Source organism: Mediterraneibacter sp. ICN-202921, assembly GCF_037890075.1.
GTDB classification, from domain to species: Bacteria; Bacillota; Clostridia; order Lachnospirales; family Lachnospiraceae; genus Mediterraneibacter; species Mediterraneibacter massiliensis.
Genome location: NZ_JBBKBE010000004.1, coordinates 131,789 through 151,744, shown reverse-complemented (window position 1 = coordinate 151,744; position 19,956 = coordinate 131,789). Strand labels below are relative to the sequence as shown.

The 19,956-nt window shown below is 41.5% G+C and carries 12 protein-coding genes; 3 read left to right on the top strand and 9 right to left on the bottom strand.

Going from position 1 to position 19,956, the window contains the following annotated elements; all coding sequences use genetic code 11:
* Positions 1-16 precede the first annotated feature (16 nt).
* From WKT01_RS05285 to WKT01_RS05265, 5 genes are all read right to left on the bottom strand, one after another.
* Positions 17-1,330: a transaldolase family protein gene (locus WKT01_RS05285; protein WP_117975121.1), complete on the bottom strand. Its 1,314-nt coding sequence runs from the start codon at positions 1,328-1,330 to the stop codon at positions 17-19.
* A gap of 17 nt (positions 1,331-1,347) precedes the next feature.
* Positions 1,348-2,043: a deoxyribose-phosphate aldolase gene (gene deoC / locus WKT01_RS05280; RefSeq protein WP_117975120.1), complete on the bottom strand. Its 696-nt coding sequence runs from the start codon at positions 2,041-2,043 to the stop codon at positions 1,348-1,350.
* Between the two features lie 284 nt (positions 2,044-2,327).
* Positions 2,328-3,245 carry a putative ABC transporter permease gene (locus WKT01_RS05275; protein WP_340311573.1) on the bottom strand — a complete coding sequence of 306 codons (918 nt, stop codon included), beginning with the start codon at positions 3,243-3,245 and terminating at the stop codon, positions 2,328-2,330.
* 3 nt (positions 3,246-3,248) lie between these two features.
* Positions 3,249-3,812 carry an HdeD family acid-resistance protein gene (locus WKT01_RS05270; RefSeq protein WP_059067361.1) on the bottom strand — a complete coding sequence of 188 codons (564 nt, stop codon included), beginning with the start codon at positions 3,810-3,812 and terminating at the stop codon, positions 3,249-3,251.
* Between the two features lie 238 nt (positions 3,813-4,050).
* Positions 4,051-6,150, bottom strand: a complete 2,100-nt coding sequence (locus WKT01_RS05265) for a sodium-translocating pyrophosphatase (RefSeq protein WP_059067359.1) — start codon at positions 6,148-6,150, stop codon at positions 4,051-4,053.
* 276 nt (positions 6,151-6,426) lie between these two features.
* Here WKT01_RS05265 and rpoN point away from each other — a divergent pair, with 276 nt between their 5' ends.
* Positions 6,427-7,752, top strand: a complete 1,326-nt coding sequence (rpoN, locus tag WKT01_RS05260) for an RNA polymerase factor sigma-54 (protein ID WP_340311572.1) — start codon at positions 6,427-6,429, stop codon at positions 7,750-7,752.
* Positions 7,753-8,105: 353 nt separating this feature from the next.
* On the opposite strand, the gene glgB is transcribed toward rpoN, so the two are convergent.
* From glgB to WKT01_RS05240, 4 genes are all read right to left on the bottom strand, one after another.
* Positions 8,106-10,031, bottom strand: coding sequence for a 1,4-alpha-glucan branching protein GlgB (glgB, locus tag WKT01_RS05255; RefSeq protein WP_117975116.1), 1,926 nt, complete (start codon positions 10,029-10,031; stop codon positions 8,106-8,108).
* A gap of 173 nt (positions 10,032-10,204) precedes the next feature.
* Complete coding sequence (locus tag WKT01_RS05250; RefSeq protein WP_445299685.1) at positions 10,205-13,153, bottom strand: AAA family ATPase; 2,949 nt, start codon at positions 13,151-13,153, stop codon at positions 10,205-10,207.
* A gap of 1,390 nt (positions 13,154-14,543) precedes the next feature.
* The gene (locus WKT01_RS05245; RefSeq protein WP_270395468.1) at positions 14,544-16,817 is read right to left on the bottom strand and encodes a hydratase; all 2,274 of its coding nucleotides are present in this window, start codon (positions 16,815-16,817) and stop codon (positions 14,544-14,546) included.
* Between the two features lie 207 nt (positions 16,818-17,024).
* Positions 17,025-17,591: an FHA domain-containing protein gene (locus WKT01_RS05240; RefSeq protein WP_117975114.1), complete on the bottom strand. Its 567-nt coding sequence runs from the start codon at positions 17,589-17,591 to the stop codon at positions 17,025-17,027.
* 222 nt (positions 17,592-17,813) lie between these two features.
* Here WKT01_RS05240 and WKT01_RS05235 point away from each other — a divergent pair, with 222 nt between their 5' ends.
* Positions 17,814-19,055, top strand: coding sequence for a DUF1015 domain-containing protein (locus tag WKT01_RS05235; protein ID WP_059067346.1), 1,242 nt, complete (start codon positions 17,814-17,816; stop codon positions 19,053-19,055).
* A gap of 26 nt (positions 19,056-19,081) precedes the next feature.
* Positions 19,082-19,945, top strand: coding sequence for a methionyl aminopeptidase (locus WKT01_RS05230; RefSeq protein ID WP_059067344.1), 864 nt, complete (start codon positions 19,082-19,084; stop codon positions 19,943-19,945).
* The last annotated feature ends 11 nt before the right edge of the window (positions 19,946-19,956 follow it).

Sequence of the window (19,956 nt, the reverse complement as noted above, 5' to 3'; positions counted from 1 at the left end):
GGCGCCTTTCTAAATCTTATTTCTCACCATTTGCCGCATTCATAAATCTTCTCTGATATGTAATAATCTGTGGTGCCGAAGTATTCTGCGCAAGATATGCCGGTTCTGTCGTGACAACGATCTTATCTGTCATATCCTGGAACTCCGGCTCTGCCATTAACTTATCAAGTTCCGGATACATTCTTGAACCTTCAATGCTGCAGATGATCAATCTTGTATCTTCCAGATTTGAGTTACGAAGCATCCTCAGATTATGTCTTACGCCATCCATGCCGTCAAAACCTTCTTTTTCATTAATCTTTCTATATTCTATCGTCTCTCTGGCAATTTTTTCTACAAGGCGAAGATCTGCATCCTCATCATTTTTAGAAAGAATATCCCACTGGATCATAAATGTTCTAAGATCTTTCAGGAATCTTTCATCAAATGTTTTCTGATACGCTGTTAAAAGTCCATTAATATATGTTGTCACCCCAAAGCGCTGCCGTACAAAACTGTTGATAAAATATGGTTTTGCCTGAAGCGCCATTCCTGTCTGCCATGGTTCAAACATCAGCGTATAGTTGATCCTAAAGCCATGTTCTTTCATCTTGAGAGCCAGATTATGTCCTCTTAAATAATCTGCTGTACTAGCCTCATTCCAACGTGTTGAAAGGCGTTTGTCTCCTTCCAGCAGCTGTCCCACATTCTGTGCGTTAACCGGGCCTGTATGAGGAATCTTGAGAACCATTCTATAGTCAGAGAACATTTCACGAAATTCTTCCGCCTCTTCCAAAATCTGTTTCTCGTCTGCAAACGGATTATTGACCTCAACACTGATATCACACCCTGGTCCTAATATATCCGCAATTTCTTTCATAACCTCATTTCTTGTTTTAAATTTGTGTCCAACATTAGCCTCAGGATTGTTAATAAACAGATCATAAATAATACCCGGATTGCATGTTAAATTACCAATGAGATTTTTAATCGGTTCAACTTCATACGGATTCGCTGTATCTGCTGAATAAATAAATTTAGTAGGTCTTTTCTTTCCGTTCTTATCATATGAAATATTTCGAACAAGGTCAATCTCCAAATAACGGTTTTCTTTCATGTTATATTCAATTTTAAATCCTGCCGGTGTTTCACCTTCCGGTACATGAAAAAGATCGATTACATCTCGAAACCTTGCACTTACACCAATATAATCAATTGTTTTCTGAAGAAATTCAAATTCTTCAAAACTAATACTTTGGTGAAGCGCTCTTCTTACATAACTTTCATCCTGTGATACAATCTGAATATTCCCACCCACCAGCGATGCCAGTGTATAATTAACAGTCTGCATAATATCCTCCTAAAATTCTATTTTGTTTCTACTTCTTTTAAATAATCACTATATTCCTGAACAAGTCTTCCTGCGCTTCTCGTTCCACAAAGGCTGACCCCAAGATGTTCAAACATATACAGTGCTGCTGACATTGTAAATGTTCTAGGTACACCTGAAACTTTAATTTTTGTATTTCCCGAAAGATTTTCTTTCATGATTCTTACCTGATGTTCTGTTGGAAATGCCTGAGATCCCGTTGCTGTTTTAACATATGTTACTCCGCACTCACAACATATCTGTGTCAACTTTGCAATTTCTTCATCTGTTAAAAATCCAACTTCAAAAATAAGCTTAGTATCACAATTTTCCCCACAAATTCGAACAAACTCACTCACTTCATGACGAACAAGTTCCCAATCTCCATCTTTCACAGCGCCAATATTAATTACCATATCGCATGCTGTACATCCCAGGTCAACCATCTCCTGGAGTTCATACAGCTTTGACTTAGTAGACATTGCGCCATACGGGAATCCAATTACTGCACTAGGACCAACATCTGTTCCTTTCAGTTCATTCACGACTAATTCTGCCCAACAAGAATTTACATTCACCGCATTTACATGATATTTTTTTGCTATCTCGCAGGCTTCAATAATGTCCTTTTTCTGAAGATTCGGAGCTAAATACGCCAAATCCAGATGCTTCGCAAATTCATTTACTGATAACATTTTCCATTCCTCCTAATTCACACTGATTGTCATCCTCTTTTTATCTTTGAAATTTACTACACTGTAAATATAACACCGCATTTTTGTTATGTCAATAACAAATGTTAAATATATTACATTTTTATTCTTTTTTATAACTCTCCTTGTTTTATTCTTAACAATTTTTGCACCTCATTCTATTTTTAGTCAAAAAAAATGAGTGTCTGTGCAATACGGCACACAACACTCATTCTTCCTCTTTTTTACCCATATGTATTTAGTCCGGCTTTACATCATTTGCTTCCCTACATCAGCTTCTTAATATCATCCAATACTTCCTGGTATTTCTTGGAGATCACCTTTGGGTTTCTTCTTATATGATGCACGACTTTTTTATATTCTTTCGTCCTTCTTTCACCCATTTTCAGAAGTTCTTCTCGAAGCCCTTCTTTTATTTCTGCCCATTCCTTCACGTTGCCATTTTCTTTCTTCAGTGCTTCTGCCTTATTCCACAGTTCCTCCAACATCTTCTTTCTTACCGTACGCATAGCTGCAAGATTCTCTGCAAACTGCTCTTTCCGTCCTGCCTTTTTCTGTTCCCGCTCCTTAAGATACTGATGGTATTCCTCTGCCGCAACTGCCGAGATTACTTCAAGCCTTTTTTGCATTCTATGTATATAATCCTTGCTTTCCTGCAGTTTTTCCAGCATTTCCCTCATATCCATAGCCTCTCTGAAAGAAACCGTGAAATCTATGCTCATATATATTGTAAAGCAAAAAGCTACTGCTTCTCCTGCCACTTCCGGTAATGACAACACAGCCTTTTCAACAGGGATATGGATCCCCTTTATCATAATAACTGAAAAAAGTCCCCATCCCAGAGAAGCAAGCAGACATATATGCCCGTTCAAATTGAAGGGCTGCCTGCTGTAATCCCAGTATTTGACCTTAAAAAGTTTTTCCATTCCCCATCCGGTGAAATATTCTAGGATAGTTGCCCCTGTCATTCCAAAGACAAAAATCAGCAGCACATTTTCTCTGACCGGTATCGTGCTCACCAAAACTGCCAATGCCCCGCAGCCATAGATAGGAAGAAAAGGTCCGTTTAAAAAACCTCGGTTTACCCACTTTCTTTTCTGCGCTGAAACATAGCAAGATTCCCATATCCAGCCTATGAAACTGTATATATAGAAAAATAAAAGCCATTGCCACAAATCATACATATCCTATTCTCCTCTTCTGTATGCATTTTCCTCGTGTTCATATTTTTTAAAATAAATAATTCCTATAATATCACATGCCCCATCTGCTATTAAAAAAATGCCAAACACCATGATCAGCGCAGCAGCCGCCTTAAATGGAAAAGCCACTAAAAACACACCGAACAATAACGGCAAAACAGCTGATAATGCTATCGGAATGTGCAGGGCACTTCCCACTTTCATCATTTCAATAACGACCGGCGCTTTTACAATTCCATCCAAGATCAATGCCGCTCCCGTGACAAATGGCAAAAAAGAAAGTATCGTCTCAGGACTAAAAATCCCAAGCAATCCTATGAAGCCAAATACGAGGCCGAGCATAAAATCTCCGATTGCAAGATACCCCTTTATCCGTTCCTTTCTCCATCTATAAAAACGTACTGCCGCATAGATCAAGGTTCCCACTGCCAGTCCTCTGGTAAACACGATCCCACTCATCTCAGGATATATTGCCAATACCATGCCAAGTATGATGAAAACAACCGATGTCCACAGAGCAGATCTTCTAAACTCTATATATTTTCTCATTCCGCTTACCTCCTTATTCATCATTATAACAGACTTTCCCATTAAATTATATATATGCGACAAACAGAGCACATTTGAAACAACATGATACTTTTTTTACCGCAGCGTAATCCGTACGTAGTATTTTCATTTCATAGGAAATAATTTCCTATGAAATGAAAAAGGATGGAAACACTCTCCACCCTTTCTTCTGCATTTTATTTTTCCGAGAAATACACTAAACCAAACATTCCGTCGGTCAGAATATATGATAATTGACTACCAATGCCGCAAATACGATAGAAACCATGGATAACAGCTTGATAAGAATATTGATAGACGGTCCTGATGTGTCCTTGAAAGGATCGCCCACCGTATCTCCAACAACAGCCGCCTTATGGCATTCACTGCCTTTTCCTCCGTGAGCACCGCTTTCAATATATTTCTTTGCATTATCCCATGCTCCTCCGGCATTCGACATGAATACCGCCATCAAAAAGCCTGTAGACGTAGAACCTGCCAGCATACCGATCACACCGTTATATCCGAGAACCAAGCCTGTCACTACCGGCGTAACGATTGCCAAGATCGTCGGAAGGATCATTTCCTTTAAGCTAGATCTTGTACAAATATCGACGCATGTTTCATAGTCCGCCTCTGCCTTTCCTTCCATCAGTCCCGTGATCTCATGGAACTGCCGCCTTACTTCCACAACAATACTCTGCGCTGCACGCCCCACAGAAGACATCGTAAGCGCCGCGAATACAAATGGAAGGCAAGCTCCTATGAAAATACCGACTAATACCGCCGGATTCATGACACTCATGTCCAGTTCTATATTTGCGCCCCCTACTTCCTGTACCTTTTCCACATAAGACGCGATCAAAGCAAGCGCTGTCAATGCTGCCGAACCGATCGCAAAACCTTTCCCTGTTGCTGCCGTTGTATTTCCAAGTGAATCTAACGCATCTGTACGTTTTCTCACTTCCGGATCCAGTCCGGCCATTTCTGCAATTCCTCCTGCATTATCCGCAATTGGTCCATATGCGTCTGTAGCAAGTGTAATGCCCAATGTTGAAAGCATTCCAACCGCTGCCAGAGCAATTCCGTAGAGTCCTCTTGTAGTTTCTATAAAACCTCCGGAAAGTGTATACGCTGCCATGACACAAACCGCAATGATCAAGATGGGGATCGCTGTTGACAGCATGCCGAGGCTCAGCCCACCAATAATAATGGTAGCAGAACCTGTCTCTGACTTTGAGGCAAGATTTTTCGTCGGTTTATATGTATCTGATGTAAAGTATTCTGTAAAGAAACCGATTAATACACCTGCAAGAAGGCCGCCCAGTATCGCAAAATAAAAACCAATAAAATCTTTGCCCAAAATGAACCATACAAGCGGGAATGCTACAACCGCAATAATAACAGCACTTGTATTTGTGCCTCTTCTAAGCGCTTTCAAAAGTGTACTCTGCTCAGTACTTTCCCCCGTCTTGACCAGCATAGATCCCAGGATAGACGCAAGGACACCTACCGCTGCCAGGATCATAGGGATTACGACCGCATTCACACGGTCAACGGATTCGATCTTATTAAATGCAATGACGCCAAGCGCACATGCTGATAAGATAGAACCTACATAAGATTCGTATAGATCTGCACCCATTCCGGCTACATCTCCTACATTATCACCTACATTATCCGCAATAACTGCTGGATTTCGCGGGTCATCCTCCGGAATTCCCGCTTCCACCTTACCTACCAAGTCAGCACCCACATCTGCCGCTTTCGTATAGATACCTCCTCCCACACGGGCAAATAACGCCATAGATGAGGCTCCCATACCAAATGTCAGCATTGTGCTGGTAATATCCTCAATCGGGAGATCAAATACCAGACGAAGCAGCAAATACCAAATAGAAATATCCAAAAGTCCCAGTCCAACTACTGTAAATCCCATAACAGAACCTGCCGAAAACGCTACGCGCAGTCCTTTATTCAGTCCTTTCTGGCAGGCTGCCGCGGTCCTTGCATTTGCTCTTGTTGCGATCTGCATTCCGACGAATCCGGACAATCCGGAAAAGAATCCCCCTGTAATGAACGCAAACGGAACGAACCAGGTCAGTAATCCAAGTGCTGCCATCACGCTAAGAATGATAAACATTCCTGCAAAGAATGCCAGCAGAATACGATACTGCCTTTTGAGATATGCCATGGCTCCTCTGTGGATAGACGCTGAAATCTTTTTCATTACGTCGTTTCCTTCCGGGAAACGCAGAACCTTCTGCGCTCTGCTTCCTGCAAACAAAAGCGCTATAATGGAGCCACATAAAGTAAGTAGTGCCAGTTGATTATCCATTTTTCTTCCTCCATTCCTATATTCATTCTAGATCTTCGTTATTTATTGTAGCACTTTAGCATAATATTGAACAGGTTTTCGTATAATTTTTCATTCTTAGTACACTTCTTATGTATATCATACAGAATTTTGGAAACCTTTTAAAAATGGTCAAATAATTATGATAATACTGTTATCGTATTCTAAGTCTGCAAAAAAAGTGCTATAATAAGACAGAATATACGACAGATGCCCCTTCACCCGACGGGGAATAAAAAGACGAAAGTGGTGTTTTACATGGATTTGAATTTAACTTTACAGCAGCGCCAGCAATTATCTCAATCACAGATCCAGTCTTTGGAGATTCTTGCAATGGACAGCCTGGAACTCAATCATCTTCTTAAAAATGAATATCTTGAAAATCCTATGATGGAACATGCGGAAGGAACTTCTGAAGACAATTATTCAGAACCTTTGACTGCTTATTATGAAACCTCCGCCGGCTCTTACATATCCACCGATGAAGAAGATGACCGCCGCCGCGATTTCTCCGCTCCGAAAGAAGATCTTCTTCAGGAGTATCTTCTTTCTCAGCTTGATATAAAACTATATTCCCCACAGGAATGGAGCCTTTTCCACTATTTGATCGACTGTCTGGATGACAATGGCTTCTTTACAATGCCAGTCGAAGAAGTCGCGCAAAAAAACAATGTCCCCCTTGATTTTGTAAAACAATGCCTCTATACCCTCAAACAGCTCGAGCCTTATGGTATATTTTCTCCCAATCTGCAAGAAAGCCTGCTGCACCAACTGGATGCTCTGGATATGAATAACGAAGTCCTGACGCAGATGATCCTTTATCACTTACACGACATCGCAGAAGGAAAAATCAGCAATATCTCGCGTTCTCTGCATATTTCCACTGCAGATGTACGAAAAAATCTGGATATCATCACTCGTCTGAATCCGCGTCCTCTGTCCGGTTTTAACTCTGGAACGAACGGCTATATCATCCCGGATATCATCTTTCAAAAAGAGAACGATTCCTGGACAATCCGGCTGAACGATTCCTGGGTCAGAAACTACTCCTTAAATGATTATTATCTAAAAATGATGAATTCTTCTTCTGACACAGAACTTATCGCTTATTTTAAAGAAAAATTGCGCCGTGTCCAGTTTATATTAAACAGTATCGAACAGCGACGCCAAACGATCCTCTCTATTGCAGAGATCATTCTCGATATACAGCAAGATTTCTTTGATAACAATGGGCCTCTCGTGCCTATGACTATGTCCGATGTAGCAAACCGAGCCAATATACATACATCTACTGTAAGCCGTGCCGTAAAAGGCAAATACTTGCAATACACGGGTGGGAGTCTTTTCTTGAAAAATATGTTTACTGCTTCTGTTTCCAGACAGGATAATGGCTCTGTCACTCCAATGGTTGTAAAACAATACATCAAAGAATTCATAGAAGCAGAAAACAAACAGAAACCTTATAGCGATCAAACTCTTGTAAAACTGCTCTCCGAACAAAATATACACGTATCAAGACGCGCCATTGCCAAATATAGAGAAGAACTAGGGATAAAAGGAAGCTTTGACAGAAGAACAATATAAATTTAACGAAGCAATAAGCACTGCAAAAAGGAACAGAACATGCCCTGTGTCATGCTTGCATGTAAACAGGATGTGAGTTGACACTGCGGAAGTATTCGAAAAAATGATTGTGCGTTAACTGCATACTGCATCGCCCGTCAGGGCTTTGCCGAAATTCCTCCCACCACAGGTAAACCGCATGCACTTTCATCGCTTAAGTTCATGTTTCTGTTAAAAAAATCGACTTCACGCTGCTGCGGACTTCCAAACAGAAGTATGTATTTCCTTCCGATTGGAGACATATAACAGCGTGAAGTCGTCTTTTCTTCTGCAATCTAATTGCGGAATCTGCCTTCTGGCAGTAAATTTATATATTAAAACTCAAATACCGCCACTCCATATGCCGGCAGCGGATATGCAAAGGAATATTTTTTACCATCGCATTCTTTACTCACAGCTTTATAAATTTCCGGTCTTTTTTCTCCTGCTCCCCCGTACTTTACATCATCACTGTTAAGAACCAATTTATATTGCTTTCTTTTTGGTACTCCTACACAATAATCCGGTCTCTCAACCGGTGTAAAGTTACATACGAACAATAAATTCTTCTTCCTATCTTTAGAATACCGCACAAAACTGAAAATACTGCGGAATCCGTCGTTTGCATTGATCCATTCAAATCCTTCCGGATCTGTATCCAACTCATACATTGCTTTATTTTTCTTATAGAGATGGAGCAGGGCACGATACCATGCCTGTATCTGCTGATGCGCAGGTTCTGCCAAGAGGAACCAATCCAGTTCTCTTTCCTCACTCCACTCTCGCAGCTGCGCAAACTCCTGTCCCATAAACAAAAGTTTCTTTCCCGGATGCCCCATCATAAAGGCATATCCCACTTTCAAATTGGCAAATTTGTCAGCTCCCTCGCCCGGCATTTTATTGATCATAGAACATTTGAGATGTACCACCTCATCATGGGAAAGTACCAGAATATAATTTTCACTGTAAGCATAGGACATGGCAAATGTCATCATATGATGTGCATTCTTCCGGAACAATGGATCCAGCTTCATATACTCTGTAAAATCATGCATCCAGCCCATATTCCATTTCAGGCTGAAGCCCAGCCCATCCTCTTCCGGCGCTCCTGTCACTTTTGGCCATGCAGTGGATTCCTCTGCGATCATGACACAACCCGGATTTCTTCCAAGAACAACAGAATTTAAATGTTTGAAAAAAGCAATCGCCTCTAGGTTTTCATTTCCGCCATATTGATTCGCTGTCCACTGTCCATCCTGTTTTCCATAATCCAGATATAGCATAGAAGCCACAGCATCTACACGCAGCCCGTCCACATGGTAGTGTTCGATCCAAAACAGCGCATTTGCGATCAGGAAATTCTGTACCTCCGGCTTTCCATAATCGAAAATTTTTGTTCCCCAGTCCGGGTGTTCTCCTTTTTTAGGATCCGCATATTCAAATGTCGGCGTACCATCAAAATCTGCCAGTCCATGTGCATCCCGCGGAAAATGTGCCGGTACCCAATCTAAGATCACACCAATCTTATTACGGTGCAGATAGTTGATCATATAGGCAAAATCTTCTGGTGTTCCATATCGAGATGTGGGCGCATAATATCCTGTCACCTGATATCCCCAGGAACCGTCAAACGGATGCTCTGCAATCCCCATAAGTTCTACATGTGTATATCCCATTTCTTTTACGTATTTTGTGAGTGCTTTTGCAAACTCCCGGTACGTATAGAAACCTTCATCCTCTCTGCCCGGATGCCGCATCCAAGAACCCGGATGCACCTCGTAGATAGACATTGGATTTTTCTTGTGTTCCCACTCTTTTCGCGCCTCCATCCATACCTGGTCTGTCCATTTCAGATTGCAGATATCCGTAATCCTTGAAGCCGTCCCCGGACGCAGTTCTGCGTAATTTGCAAAAGGATCCGCTTTAAAGATACGCTTCCCTTGTTTTGTTTCAATACAAAATTTATACAGATCTCCTTCTCTGGCTTCCGGCACAAAACATGTATAAATCCCAAGCGGCTCCTGCCTCTCCATATAATTCGTTTCAAAATCCCAGTCGTTAAACTCGCCAATGACCGCCACTCTTCTTGCATGGGGAGCCCATACGGCAAAATATACACCCTCTCCCTCATCTCCGACTGCCTTATGCGCGCCCATCTTCTGGTAAATCTCATAATGTGTTCCCTGACCAAAAAGATACTGATCAAGTTCTCCAATTTCATAGGGAAGCACTTTCTTTTGTTTGTTTTTTTCCTTTCCCATAAGCCCACCTCACAGCCTCAGTTTATATAATTTCATTATACTTTATTGCAGATAAAAATAAAAGGAAAAAGCAATTCCTTTATATACTTTTCCATAATATAGCTAAACTTTACATAAAAAAGACATCCGAATATCTGATTTTCCAGAATCGAATGTCTTCCTTCACATATCTTTTAAATATTAAAATCCTTCTCCGACAATAAAATCCTATCTGCATCATCGGTATTTCTTCCAAACACTCTTTTTACCAGCTTCTTTGCAGACGCCTTTTGTGAGTGTTGGATTGCTTCGTCCATCACATCTTTTACTTCTGCCACTGTAACCGCATGGTCTTCTCTCTGCAGGGAATCAATTCTACTGTAAAGGGCCAAAATACCCATCTCATCAATCCGATATCCATTTTCCTGTGCGTATGTCTGACCAAACGTAACAAGTTCGTCGTTGATAAAAATCGGCACCTCTAAACGACTGGTGAATTTCCTTCTAAATTCTCTGTTAGAAGAAAGAAGTCTGTCAAGTGGTTTTCTCTGTTCCTCTAATACAATAAGCAGCTCTCCTGTATCACGCTCCATAGCTTTATTCAGTCTTGCAACGGTTTTTTCATTCATTTTGCCGGCTTTTTCAATGATCAAAGCACCACCATATAATTTATTAAATATGTCACTGATTTTCTTTTTATTCAGAGAATCCCCTGTCACGATGGCAACTTTTCCCTGTCGGATATTTCTCTGCTTCTGTACTGCCTTTACGACATCCACAGCCAGCACCGTCTTGCCGTTTCCTTTATTTCCAATGATCAATAAATTACCTGTTCTGGAAGTCCCTTCCCGATTTGTACAGTTTCTGTCCTGCTCCAACACATCTACCAACTGTTCACTCATGCCACGCACCGGAACAAAGTAAGAAAATAATTTCTTCTGTTCTTCCGTCAGACCTGCCCGTGTTCCAATACCACTTTGTGTCTTCAGATCATAGCGACCATGTACGACAAACCCTGTATCTGACATAGAAAGTGCGTCGGATATTTCATCCAGCGGAAGCGGAGCCGTCTTTCCTGTTGCGATCATCTTTGCAGTTTCTTTTCTGCTAAGTGGAGTTGTGGCAGAAAGAATATCCATTTCATCATCATCGTCATCTGGTATCTCTCTGTCATCCGGTTCCATACCATATTTAGGGTCAGGACGGAATTCATCTTCCCAGCTAGTCTTCTCATCTTCCCAGTCTTCCTCGGAATCTTCTTCTGCGATTTCTTCTTCCCAATCCTCCTCGGAATCTTCTTCTGCGATTTCTTCTTCCCAATCCTCCTCGGAGTCTTCTTCTGCGATTTCTTCTTCCCAATCCTCCTCGGAGTCTTCTTCTGCGATTTCTTCTTCCCAATCTTCCTCAGAGTCTTCTTCTACGATTTCCTCCTCGGAGTCGTAGAATGATCCATCCTCCTCGTCAGCAAGCATATCTGCCTCTTCCTCAAAAGATGTATCTTCTACTTCGTCATCAAAAAATTCTTCTGCATCATCTTCCAAAAGGTCTTCCGAATCATCTGCTGGCAGTTCTTCCAAATCATCATCCAGGAATTCATCTGCCTCCACTGTGGCTTCCGAATCATTAGCTGCCGCATCGGTCTCCTGAAGTATATCTTCTTCGTATTCATCTTCATCCAGAATATCGTCGAAATCTTCAAAATCTTCTGCATCATCATCTACGCGCAATTCTTCCGCTAATTTCCCCATATTTTCACGAGGGATATCTTCTTCCTTTTCCCGCGCAGGGCGTTTAGGCTTTGGCTCCTCCGGAGGGATGATCCCTTCTATCTCATCAATCATACGCTGAATATCCGGTGGGAGGATTGGCTCTGCGGTCTTCTGTGCTTCTTTCTGCACAGGCGCCGGATGCTCTGCCTGGCTTTCCCAGTCAGAGAAAATATCTTCAAAGCTCATCTGCCCTTCTATCTGTTCTTCTGTATCATTTGACAGAAGCCCTGTTTCTTCCGCTTCTGTATTTTCAGGTACAGCTTTTATCTCATTTTCTGCCATAAATTCTTCTGCTCCGTCTTCTGTCAGTTTTTCTTCTTCGAAGTCATCATCCACGGTCAATTCTGTCAGCGTACCTGAAACAGAAACCGGCTTGGATCTCTCCTTCTTTTCCTGTGCCGCTTCCTTCTCTTCTGCAATCTCATTTACAATATTCAAATCAACTACCGATTCTATCTCATCAATCGCATCTTCCAGACCAGCCATCTCGTCGTCTTCTTTTTCTTCCTCTTCTGACGGATGCAAAAGTTTTTGCAAAGCCTCATCCAAGCGCATCGTGTTTCCAATCTTACTCTTTTTCGTTTCCGTTTCTGTCTGTGCCGTCATGCTCTCTTCTGCGTCTTCTGCTGCATCCGCTTTTGACATAGTCTCCTCTGGTTTTTCAGAATCTTCTTCGCTTTCTGTCTCAGCGTTCTCTGTTTGCTTTTTCTTCTCGCTATATTCTATAATATTAGGGATTTCTTCCGTCTCGGAAGATAGTTTTTCATATCTGTGGTCATACTTTTCCTGCTGTGATGGAGTCAGTGGTTTATACTGCATTTTTAATTCCATCGCTTTATATACATACTGCCCCTCACTGAACCACAAAATCAGATCATCACATTCCTCAAGGCACTCCGCAGTCATCCCCGCTTCCTGATACAGTTTTGCAAGCTCATATGCCCATTCTTCTATATATTCTGCTTTTTTAAACTCTTCCAGTGATTCTATCTGTTGCTCAATAGGTGCTCTCTGTGCACGCAGGATCTGGTATCTAAGGATATGCTGATTTGGATCCTTTGGAGCTATCTGCATGAAATCATCATAATAATCAATCGCCTCATCTACGTTTCCGGTTTTCAAGGCTAGTGTACACAGACGATAAACCACCTTTCTGCTCCCCTCAGCACGGTGATAAGCAATATTCAGTACATCATAGCTTTTCTGGTATTCTCTGTTTTTCTCATAAATATCACTGACATTCGTCAGCATCGTTACATTTCGTACTCTCTTCCAATCGACCGTATCGGCTATTTCAGCCGCTTTGTTATATGCACCGTCTTCCATAAGTTCAAGCATTTGTTCTGTCTTCAGCTTATATTCATACTTATCCACTGCGCTCACCTCATTAAATATTTATATTATTTTAATCTGTAATCTTGTCTGGATCCACTAAGCGATAATTCTCTCATTAGTTTAACATACGGCTTGCATAATGTCAAAAAAATGCATCCTCAATTGACATTGAAGATGCATTTCAATATTTATTTAGTTTTTCCATTATATTTATATACTATATCGGAGGAAACATTCTGATTTTCATCGTTCCTGTAAGACCTTTACCTTTTCTCTATTGATCCTTTGGTCGATTTATTAAGACCTGCTTACTAAATCCATCCTCCTTCAATATTGTCTTTTCTATAACTAAAATCCTCTGTTTCCCTTTCATGGTTACATCGGTACTATTGCATATTGTAAAGAGCGCCTAAGTTATTATTCCTATAATTGTTCGCCCGCTGCAGTATCACTATCCAAATATTCCAGCCGTCTAATAAATTATTACTTCTATAACTATCTGCTCTTATTTATGAAATAATAGTCTGTCTGATGTTTCTTTACACATCTTCAGAAATTTCGTTATATGTGGTATTCTTTTCCAATATATCTGCAAATGTAAAATCTAAACTGTATCCAGATTCTAATCGCTCCGATTCATCTTTTTATTCTATATTTTCTGGATGTTCTATTTTCGGTAAAGGTCTCTTTCTTCACAGGAACCTTCATTTGCCATACCACTGATATATTGATTTATAAATGATGATATACTGTCCATTGGACCCTTACCTCCTTGTCCTGTATTTTTAACCTAATCGAACTAATCTGTTCTTTTAGATAAATATCCTTTGAGATGTATTTTTTATAATCCGTATCTCTTTTGGATTGATTACATAATAGCACAGCGCTCCATATTTGTCAACACATTTATTGCATTTTATCTAAATAAATTTATTAATCCTTTGTTTTTATATAATTTTCAGATTATTCCGTCAATTTATTGTATATATGCTTCTGTTATTCTACTATATTTAGGTGATCTATACATTTTCGAACGTTCTCTATATCCGTTTCCAGCCTCCCTGCAGTCATTCCGGCGCATGTCCTTCCTCCTCCTGCATACAGAAAGTATAGCTTTTTAAAGGATGACACGCTGTTCCTTCTCTATCTGGGGCAGTTGTTTTGCGAGTACCGATAACAAAATAGAACATAAACAAGATTGAGCTGACACTGCGGAAATCCACAAAAGAAATATGAACCCAAACAACAAAGAGGGCGCATGAACTGTGTATTTCACCTCACTCGTCAGAGCTTTTCTCCAGCTCCTCACTCACGCAAAACACGCATTTCACATATACTCTTTCGTCGCTTAAGTTCATATCTCTGTTTCTTTGCGTACTTCCTATAATAAATGTTACTCTTTCTATAAAAGGTAGTTCATGAATTCTATTTATCTTGTCGCTCTATAATAATTGATCAGGCATCCCTGCAAGATGATCTCCCTTTCTGCCTCTGTCAGATCTCCTAAGCGCAGCTCGATTTCTTGTAAGCTGTCTTTCACCACATACGCCTTGATAACATCAGCTTTTTCTTCAACTGCTCTGCGTACGTCCGGCACAAAGATATAATCTCCGTTTTTAAATGGCAATGCCTTATCATCCGCATCTGTTAAAAATGGAAGCATTCCCCAGTTGATCAAATTAGAACGGTATCTCTTAGTCGCATACTCATTTGCAATATTTGCCCATCCTCCTAATACCTTCTGACAGGATGCCGCTTGTTCACGCGCAGAACCATCTCCTGGTTTTACCGCGAATATCGTGCTTCCTATGCCTATATTTCCTTCCCCGACTTCCGGGTACATCTCTCTTATCTTTGTCATCACCGGCTTCAGCTCTTCCAAAACATCCAGCGGACATTTGCCTGCTTCGATTGCTTTCTGCGCAGCCTGTACTTCCTTTGCTCTTCCGACATATGCAGGATCTTTTCTGGACAATGCAAATTCCGCCAAGCCCAGAGGATTAGAACGATAAGATGAAGTCTCGCCGGAAGGGATCAGTTCATCTGTCGTTGTGACAGGATCGTGGATCTCAGACACTACTTTAATAACAAGATTTTGCGGCAGCGCAGACATGGCCGGCCAGTCTTTAATGTTCGGTCCAAACTGGATCTCTACACTTGCATCTGCTTTTCCCTTGCTGTCAAACACACGATTTGCATAAATATTCTTATCAAAATGATATTTCTGCCCTTTATATTCTACATCCATTGCCGTAGCAGGGGTCAGGAATCCTTTATTTGCTGCTGTTGCAGCAATAGAACGGGCATCCATCAATGCTACGGAAGAAATCTGTCCGCTCTGCAGTTTGGAGCCTTCGCGATTTGGGAAGTTCCTTGTTGTGTGGCGGATAGAAAAAGCATTATTTGCCGGCGTATCCCCTGCGCCAAAGCAAGGTCCACAGAAAGCTGTCTTTACAACTGTTCCAGCCTCTAACAGATCGGCAACAACACCATTTTTCACCAATTCCATATAGATCGGCGTACTTGCAGGATACACACTAAATGTAAAAGCATCCGCACCGATATTCTTTCCTTTTATAATATCTGCGGCAGCACATATATTTTCAAATCCACCGCCGGCACATCCTGCGATAATTCCCTGCTCTACATAGAATTTCCCATCAACAACTTTATCCTGCAAAGAATACTCCACAGCACCGTCCAAACTTACAAGTGCTTTCTTCTCTACATCATGCAGTATATCTTTAAGATTTCCATTTAATTCTTCGATGGTATAGACATTACTTGGATGGAAAGGCATCGCGATCATCGGCTTGATCTCACTTAAATTAACATAGACCATTCCGTCGTAATAAGCTGTATCCCCTGGTTTTAATTCCTTATACTCTTCACTTCTGCCATGGATCTCATAAAATTCTTCAATCTTTTCATCTGTACACCAGATAGAAGACAGGCAGGTCGTCTCCGTCGTCATAACATCAATTCCAATCCGGAAATCTGCGCTGAGTTTGCTGACACCCGGTCCTACGAATTCCATCACTTTATTATTCACATAGCCATTCTTGAAAGTAGCTCCGATGATCGCAAGCGCAACATCCTGCGGACCAACTCCCTTTGCTGGTTCTCCATCCAGATAAATGCCTACAACCCCCGGCATTTTAATATCATAGGTCTTATTCAGGAGCTGCTTTACCAGTTCTGGTCCGCCTTCTCCCATAGCCATCGTTCCCAAAGCGCCATAACGTGTATGACTGTCAGATCCCAGGATCATCTTTCCTCCTCCGGCAAGCATTTCACGTGCGTACTGATGGATGACTGCCTGATGAGGAGGCACATACACACCGCCATATTTCTTTGCGCAAGTCAGCCCAAACATATGGTCATCTTCATTAATAGTCCCGCCTACCGCACAAAGGCTGTTGTGGCAATTTGTCAGCACATATGGTACTGGAAATCTCTCCAAACCCGACGCGCGCGCCGTCTGGATAATTCCTACAAATGTAATATCGTGAGATGTCAATTTATCAAATTTAATCTGCAGGCTTTCCATATCAGATGCTGTATTGTGGGATTTTAAGATACCGTATGCGATCGTATTTTGAGCCGCTTCTTCTTTACTCATAGAAATCCCTGCATTTTCTGAGTTCTCTACTATCTCGGTGCCGTGCAGCAAATAGACACCTTTATCATACAATTTTATCATAGTGACCTCCTCTTTCTCGTTTCATTACTGTTCCTCATTTTAGCACGTAAAAGCGGGGCATGTCAAACAAAGACATGCCCCGCTTCTCTCCTTCTTTATACCAAACTCTTTCTTCAAGATGTACATTCCGGTATGTTCTGCCGGTATTCTTTAGGAAGCCTCTCATCTCCTGCCAAAAGCTGCTGGCAGGACATCATATCCAGACTATTACGAATCTCGCTCTCTTAGTACTTTTAAAACTTCAAACCTGGACTCTCCGGCTCCGATCACATCATCTCTTTGCAGCATCACCGGACGCTCTATCCTTTTCCCGTTCAGATATGTTCCATTTCTGGATTCCAGATCTTTTAAATATAGTTTATCTCCCTTTCTCACAATCGCACAGTGAAGTTTAGAAACCCTGGGATCTTCCGAAACGGAAAGATATTTTTCATATGTACGGACATCACTTCCCCGTCCGATCGCAACAGTATCATAGAAGATAAAACTATGCTTTTCCCAAGTATCCAGATTCTCCAGAATGATCTTCCACTGCTTCTTTTCATTCGCTCTCTCTTGCTGTTCCGTCCGCCGTCTGCCTTCCTGCGCTGTATGCCTTCGTCCGGAATATTCCTCTTCATCAGGATCATACGCCCTTCCTCTGGCAGATATGCGGCCTGTATTTCTGCTTTTTTCTTTTTTATTTTTTTTCATGCTTAGAAAAGTTCCTGTCAACAAGGCGGCACTTGCGCCGATGATCAAGACCATCGCAATCCAATAAATCAAATCTGACATACGATCAAATCACTCCTTCAATTTTTTATAGTACTATACTTTTTTATTCCCGGCAAGCAATTCATGTATATTTTTGAAACCTTTTGTCGAATCCCAGAATATATGATACAATAACGAAAGCGTACCTCATCCTAATATATGAAAACCGCGCTGACTAAGGTGACAATGAAGAAGTTTTTGTGTTAAAATGTGTTCAGTCTATAAGAAAAAGGAGAAATCACCATGACTGCTATCCGACCTTTCAAGGGAATCCGCCCCTCCAAAGAACTTGTTTCTTCCATTGCGGCTCTTCCCTATGATGTGTATAACCGAAGAGAAGCTCGTGAGATCACAGAAAAGAATCCCCATTCATTTTTAAAGATCGACCGCCCGGAAACACAATTTCCGGAAGATGCGGATATGTATTCTCAGCCCGTATATGACAAGGCGGCCAAACTCCTGGAAGCTATGCTCCTAGACGGCTCTTTTATGCAGGATGAGAGCCCCTGCTATTATGTGTATGCACTGACAATGGGGCAGCATACTCAGACAGGTATTGTCGGTTGTGCTTCTATAGACGATTATCTGAATCATATCATCCGCAAACATGAAAATACACGCGAAGAGAAAGAATTAGACCGTATCCGCCACGTGGATACTTTAAGCGCCCAGACCGGCCCTATTTTTCTTGCTTATCGTCCACACGCCGCCTTGAAGATTTTGTTGGAAAAGGTGTGTGCTTCTGCACCGCTCTATGATTTTGTCAGTGATGACTCTATCCGGCATCAGGTGTGGCAGATAAAGGAAATTAATCTGATCGAGCAAATCTCTCAAATTTTTTCCTCTATTGAGCAGGTCTATATTGCAGATGGACACCATCGTGCCGCTTCTGCTGTCAAAGTAGGCCTGATGCGCAGAGATGCACATCCTGACTACACCGGGACTGAAGAATTCAACTACTTTCTCTCTGTTTTGTTTTCTTCCGACGAATTACAGATTTTTGACTATAATCGTGTTATAACAGATCTCAATGGATATACATTTACTGAACTTCTCACTATGATAGAGAAGCATTTTCACATACAGAAAATTGGAAGTGCGCCATTCCATCCTCAAAAGAAAGGACAGTTTGGCCTATATGGAAATGGAAACTGGTACTGTCTGGAAGCAGATCCTTGTCTTTATTCAGATTCTCCTGTGGAAGCTCTGGATGTATCCGTCCTGCAAAATTTTGTACTTGCCCCTATCCTTCAGATACAAGACCCCAAAACCGATCCACGGATCCATTTTGTCGGTGGGATCCGGGGTCTTCACGCATTACAAGAAGAAGTGGATAAAACGAAGGGGATTGCCTTTTCTATGTATCCCACATCTATGGAAGAACTGCTTGCAGTGGCTGATGCCAATCTTCTGATGCCGCCAAAATCGACCTGGTTTGAGCCCAAACTGCGCAGCGGGCTTTTTATTCACCAGATAGAACATTAAAATTTATAAAAAGGAGCGAACGATTCATGGAAAGAAATGATATATGCTGGTGCGGCAGCGGCAAAAAATATAAAAAATGCCACATGCCGATTGAAGAAAAAATGATGCTTCATGCAGAAAAAGGGGAAATCGTCCCCACACGTAAAATGTTAAAAACACCTTTCCAGATTGAAAAAATCAAAGAAAGCGCAAAGCTCAATACTGCGGTCCTGGACGAAGTGGCCAGGCAGATCCATATCGGTATGAGCACGGCAGAAATTGATGACATTGTATATACTTTTACCAAAGAACATGGCGGCATACCGGCGCCACTCAATTACCAGGGTTTTCCGAAGAGTGTATGCACGTCCATCAATAACGAAATTTGTCATGGCATACCGGACAGAGACATTATACTCAAAGAAGGAGATATCATTAATGTGGACGTATCCACAATTCTAAACGGATATTTCTCTGACGCTTCTCGTATGTTTAAACTAGGGCAGATTTCCGAACGCGCTGAGCGCCTTATACGTGTGACAGAAGAATGTGTCAATCTTGGTCTGGAAGCCGCAAAACCCTGGGGCCACTTGGGGGATATCGCGTATGCTATCAATAGCCATGCACAAGCAAACGGGTATTCCGTCGTAGAAGATATAGGAGGGCACGGCATCGGTCTACAGTTCCACGAGGATCCTTTCGTAAGCTATGTTACCCCTAAGGGCAGCGAGATGCTCCTCGTACCCGGCATGATGTTCACGATCGAACCTATGATCAATGAAGGCAGTCCTGATTTCTATGTAGATGAAGAAAACGATTGGACTGTATATACCATTGACGATGGACTGTCTGCCCAGATTGAATATATGGTACTCATAAAAGAAGACGGTGTAGAAATATTGACAAAATAACTATATATTGA

Coding starts and splice junctions, on each gene's coding strand:
- WKT01_RS05240 (WP_117975114.1), bottom strand. CDS start 17,591: ATGTCAGATTTGATTTATTGGATTGCGATGGTCTTGATCATCGGCGCA.
- WKT01_RS05270 (WP_059067361.1), bottom strand. CDS start 3,812: ATGAGAAAATATATAGAGTTTAGAAGATCTGCTCTGTGGACATCGGTT.
- WKT01_RS05275 (WP_340311573.1), bottom strand. CDS start 3,245: ATGTATGATTTGTGGCAATGGCTTTTATTTTTCTATATATACAGTTTC.
- WKT01_RS05265 (WP_059067359.1), bottom strand. CDS start 6,150: ATGGATAATCAACTGGCACTACTTACTTTATGTGGCTCCATTATAGCG.
- deoC (WP_117975120.1), bottom strand. CDS start 2,043: ATGTTATCAGTAAATGAATTTGCGAAGCATCTGGATTTGGCGTATTTA.
- glgB (WP_117975116.1), bottom strand. CDS start 10,031: ATGGGAAAGGAAAAAAACAAACAAAAGAAAGTGCTTCCCTATGAAATT.
- rpoN (WP_340311572.1), top strand. CDS start 6,427: ATGGATTTGAATTTAACTTTACAGCAGCGCCAGCAATTATCTCAATCA.
- WKT01_RS05285 (WP_117975121.1), bottom strand. CDS start 1,330: ATGCAGACTGTTAATTATACACTGGCATCGCTGGTGGGTGGGAATATT.
- WKT01_RS05235 (WP_059067346.1), top strand. CDS start 17,814: ATGACTGCTATCCGACCTTTCAAGGGAATCCGCCCCTCCAAAGAACTT.
- WKT01_RS05230 (WP_059067344.1), top strand. CDS start 19,082: ATGGAAAGAAATGATATATGCTGGTGCGGCAGCGGCAAAAAATATAAA.
- WKT01_RS05245 (WP_270395468.1), bottom strand. CDS start 16,817: ATGATAAAATTGTATGATAAAGGTGTCTATTTGCTGCACGGCACCGAG.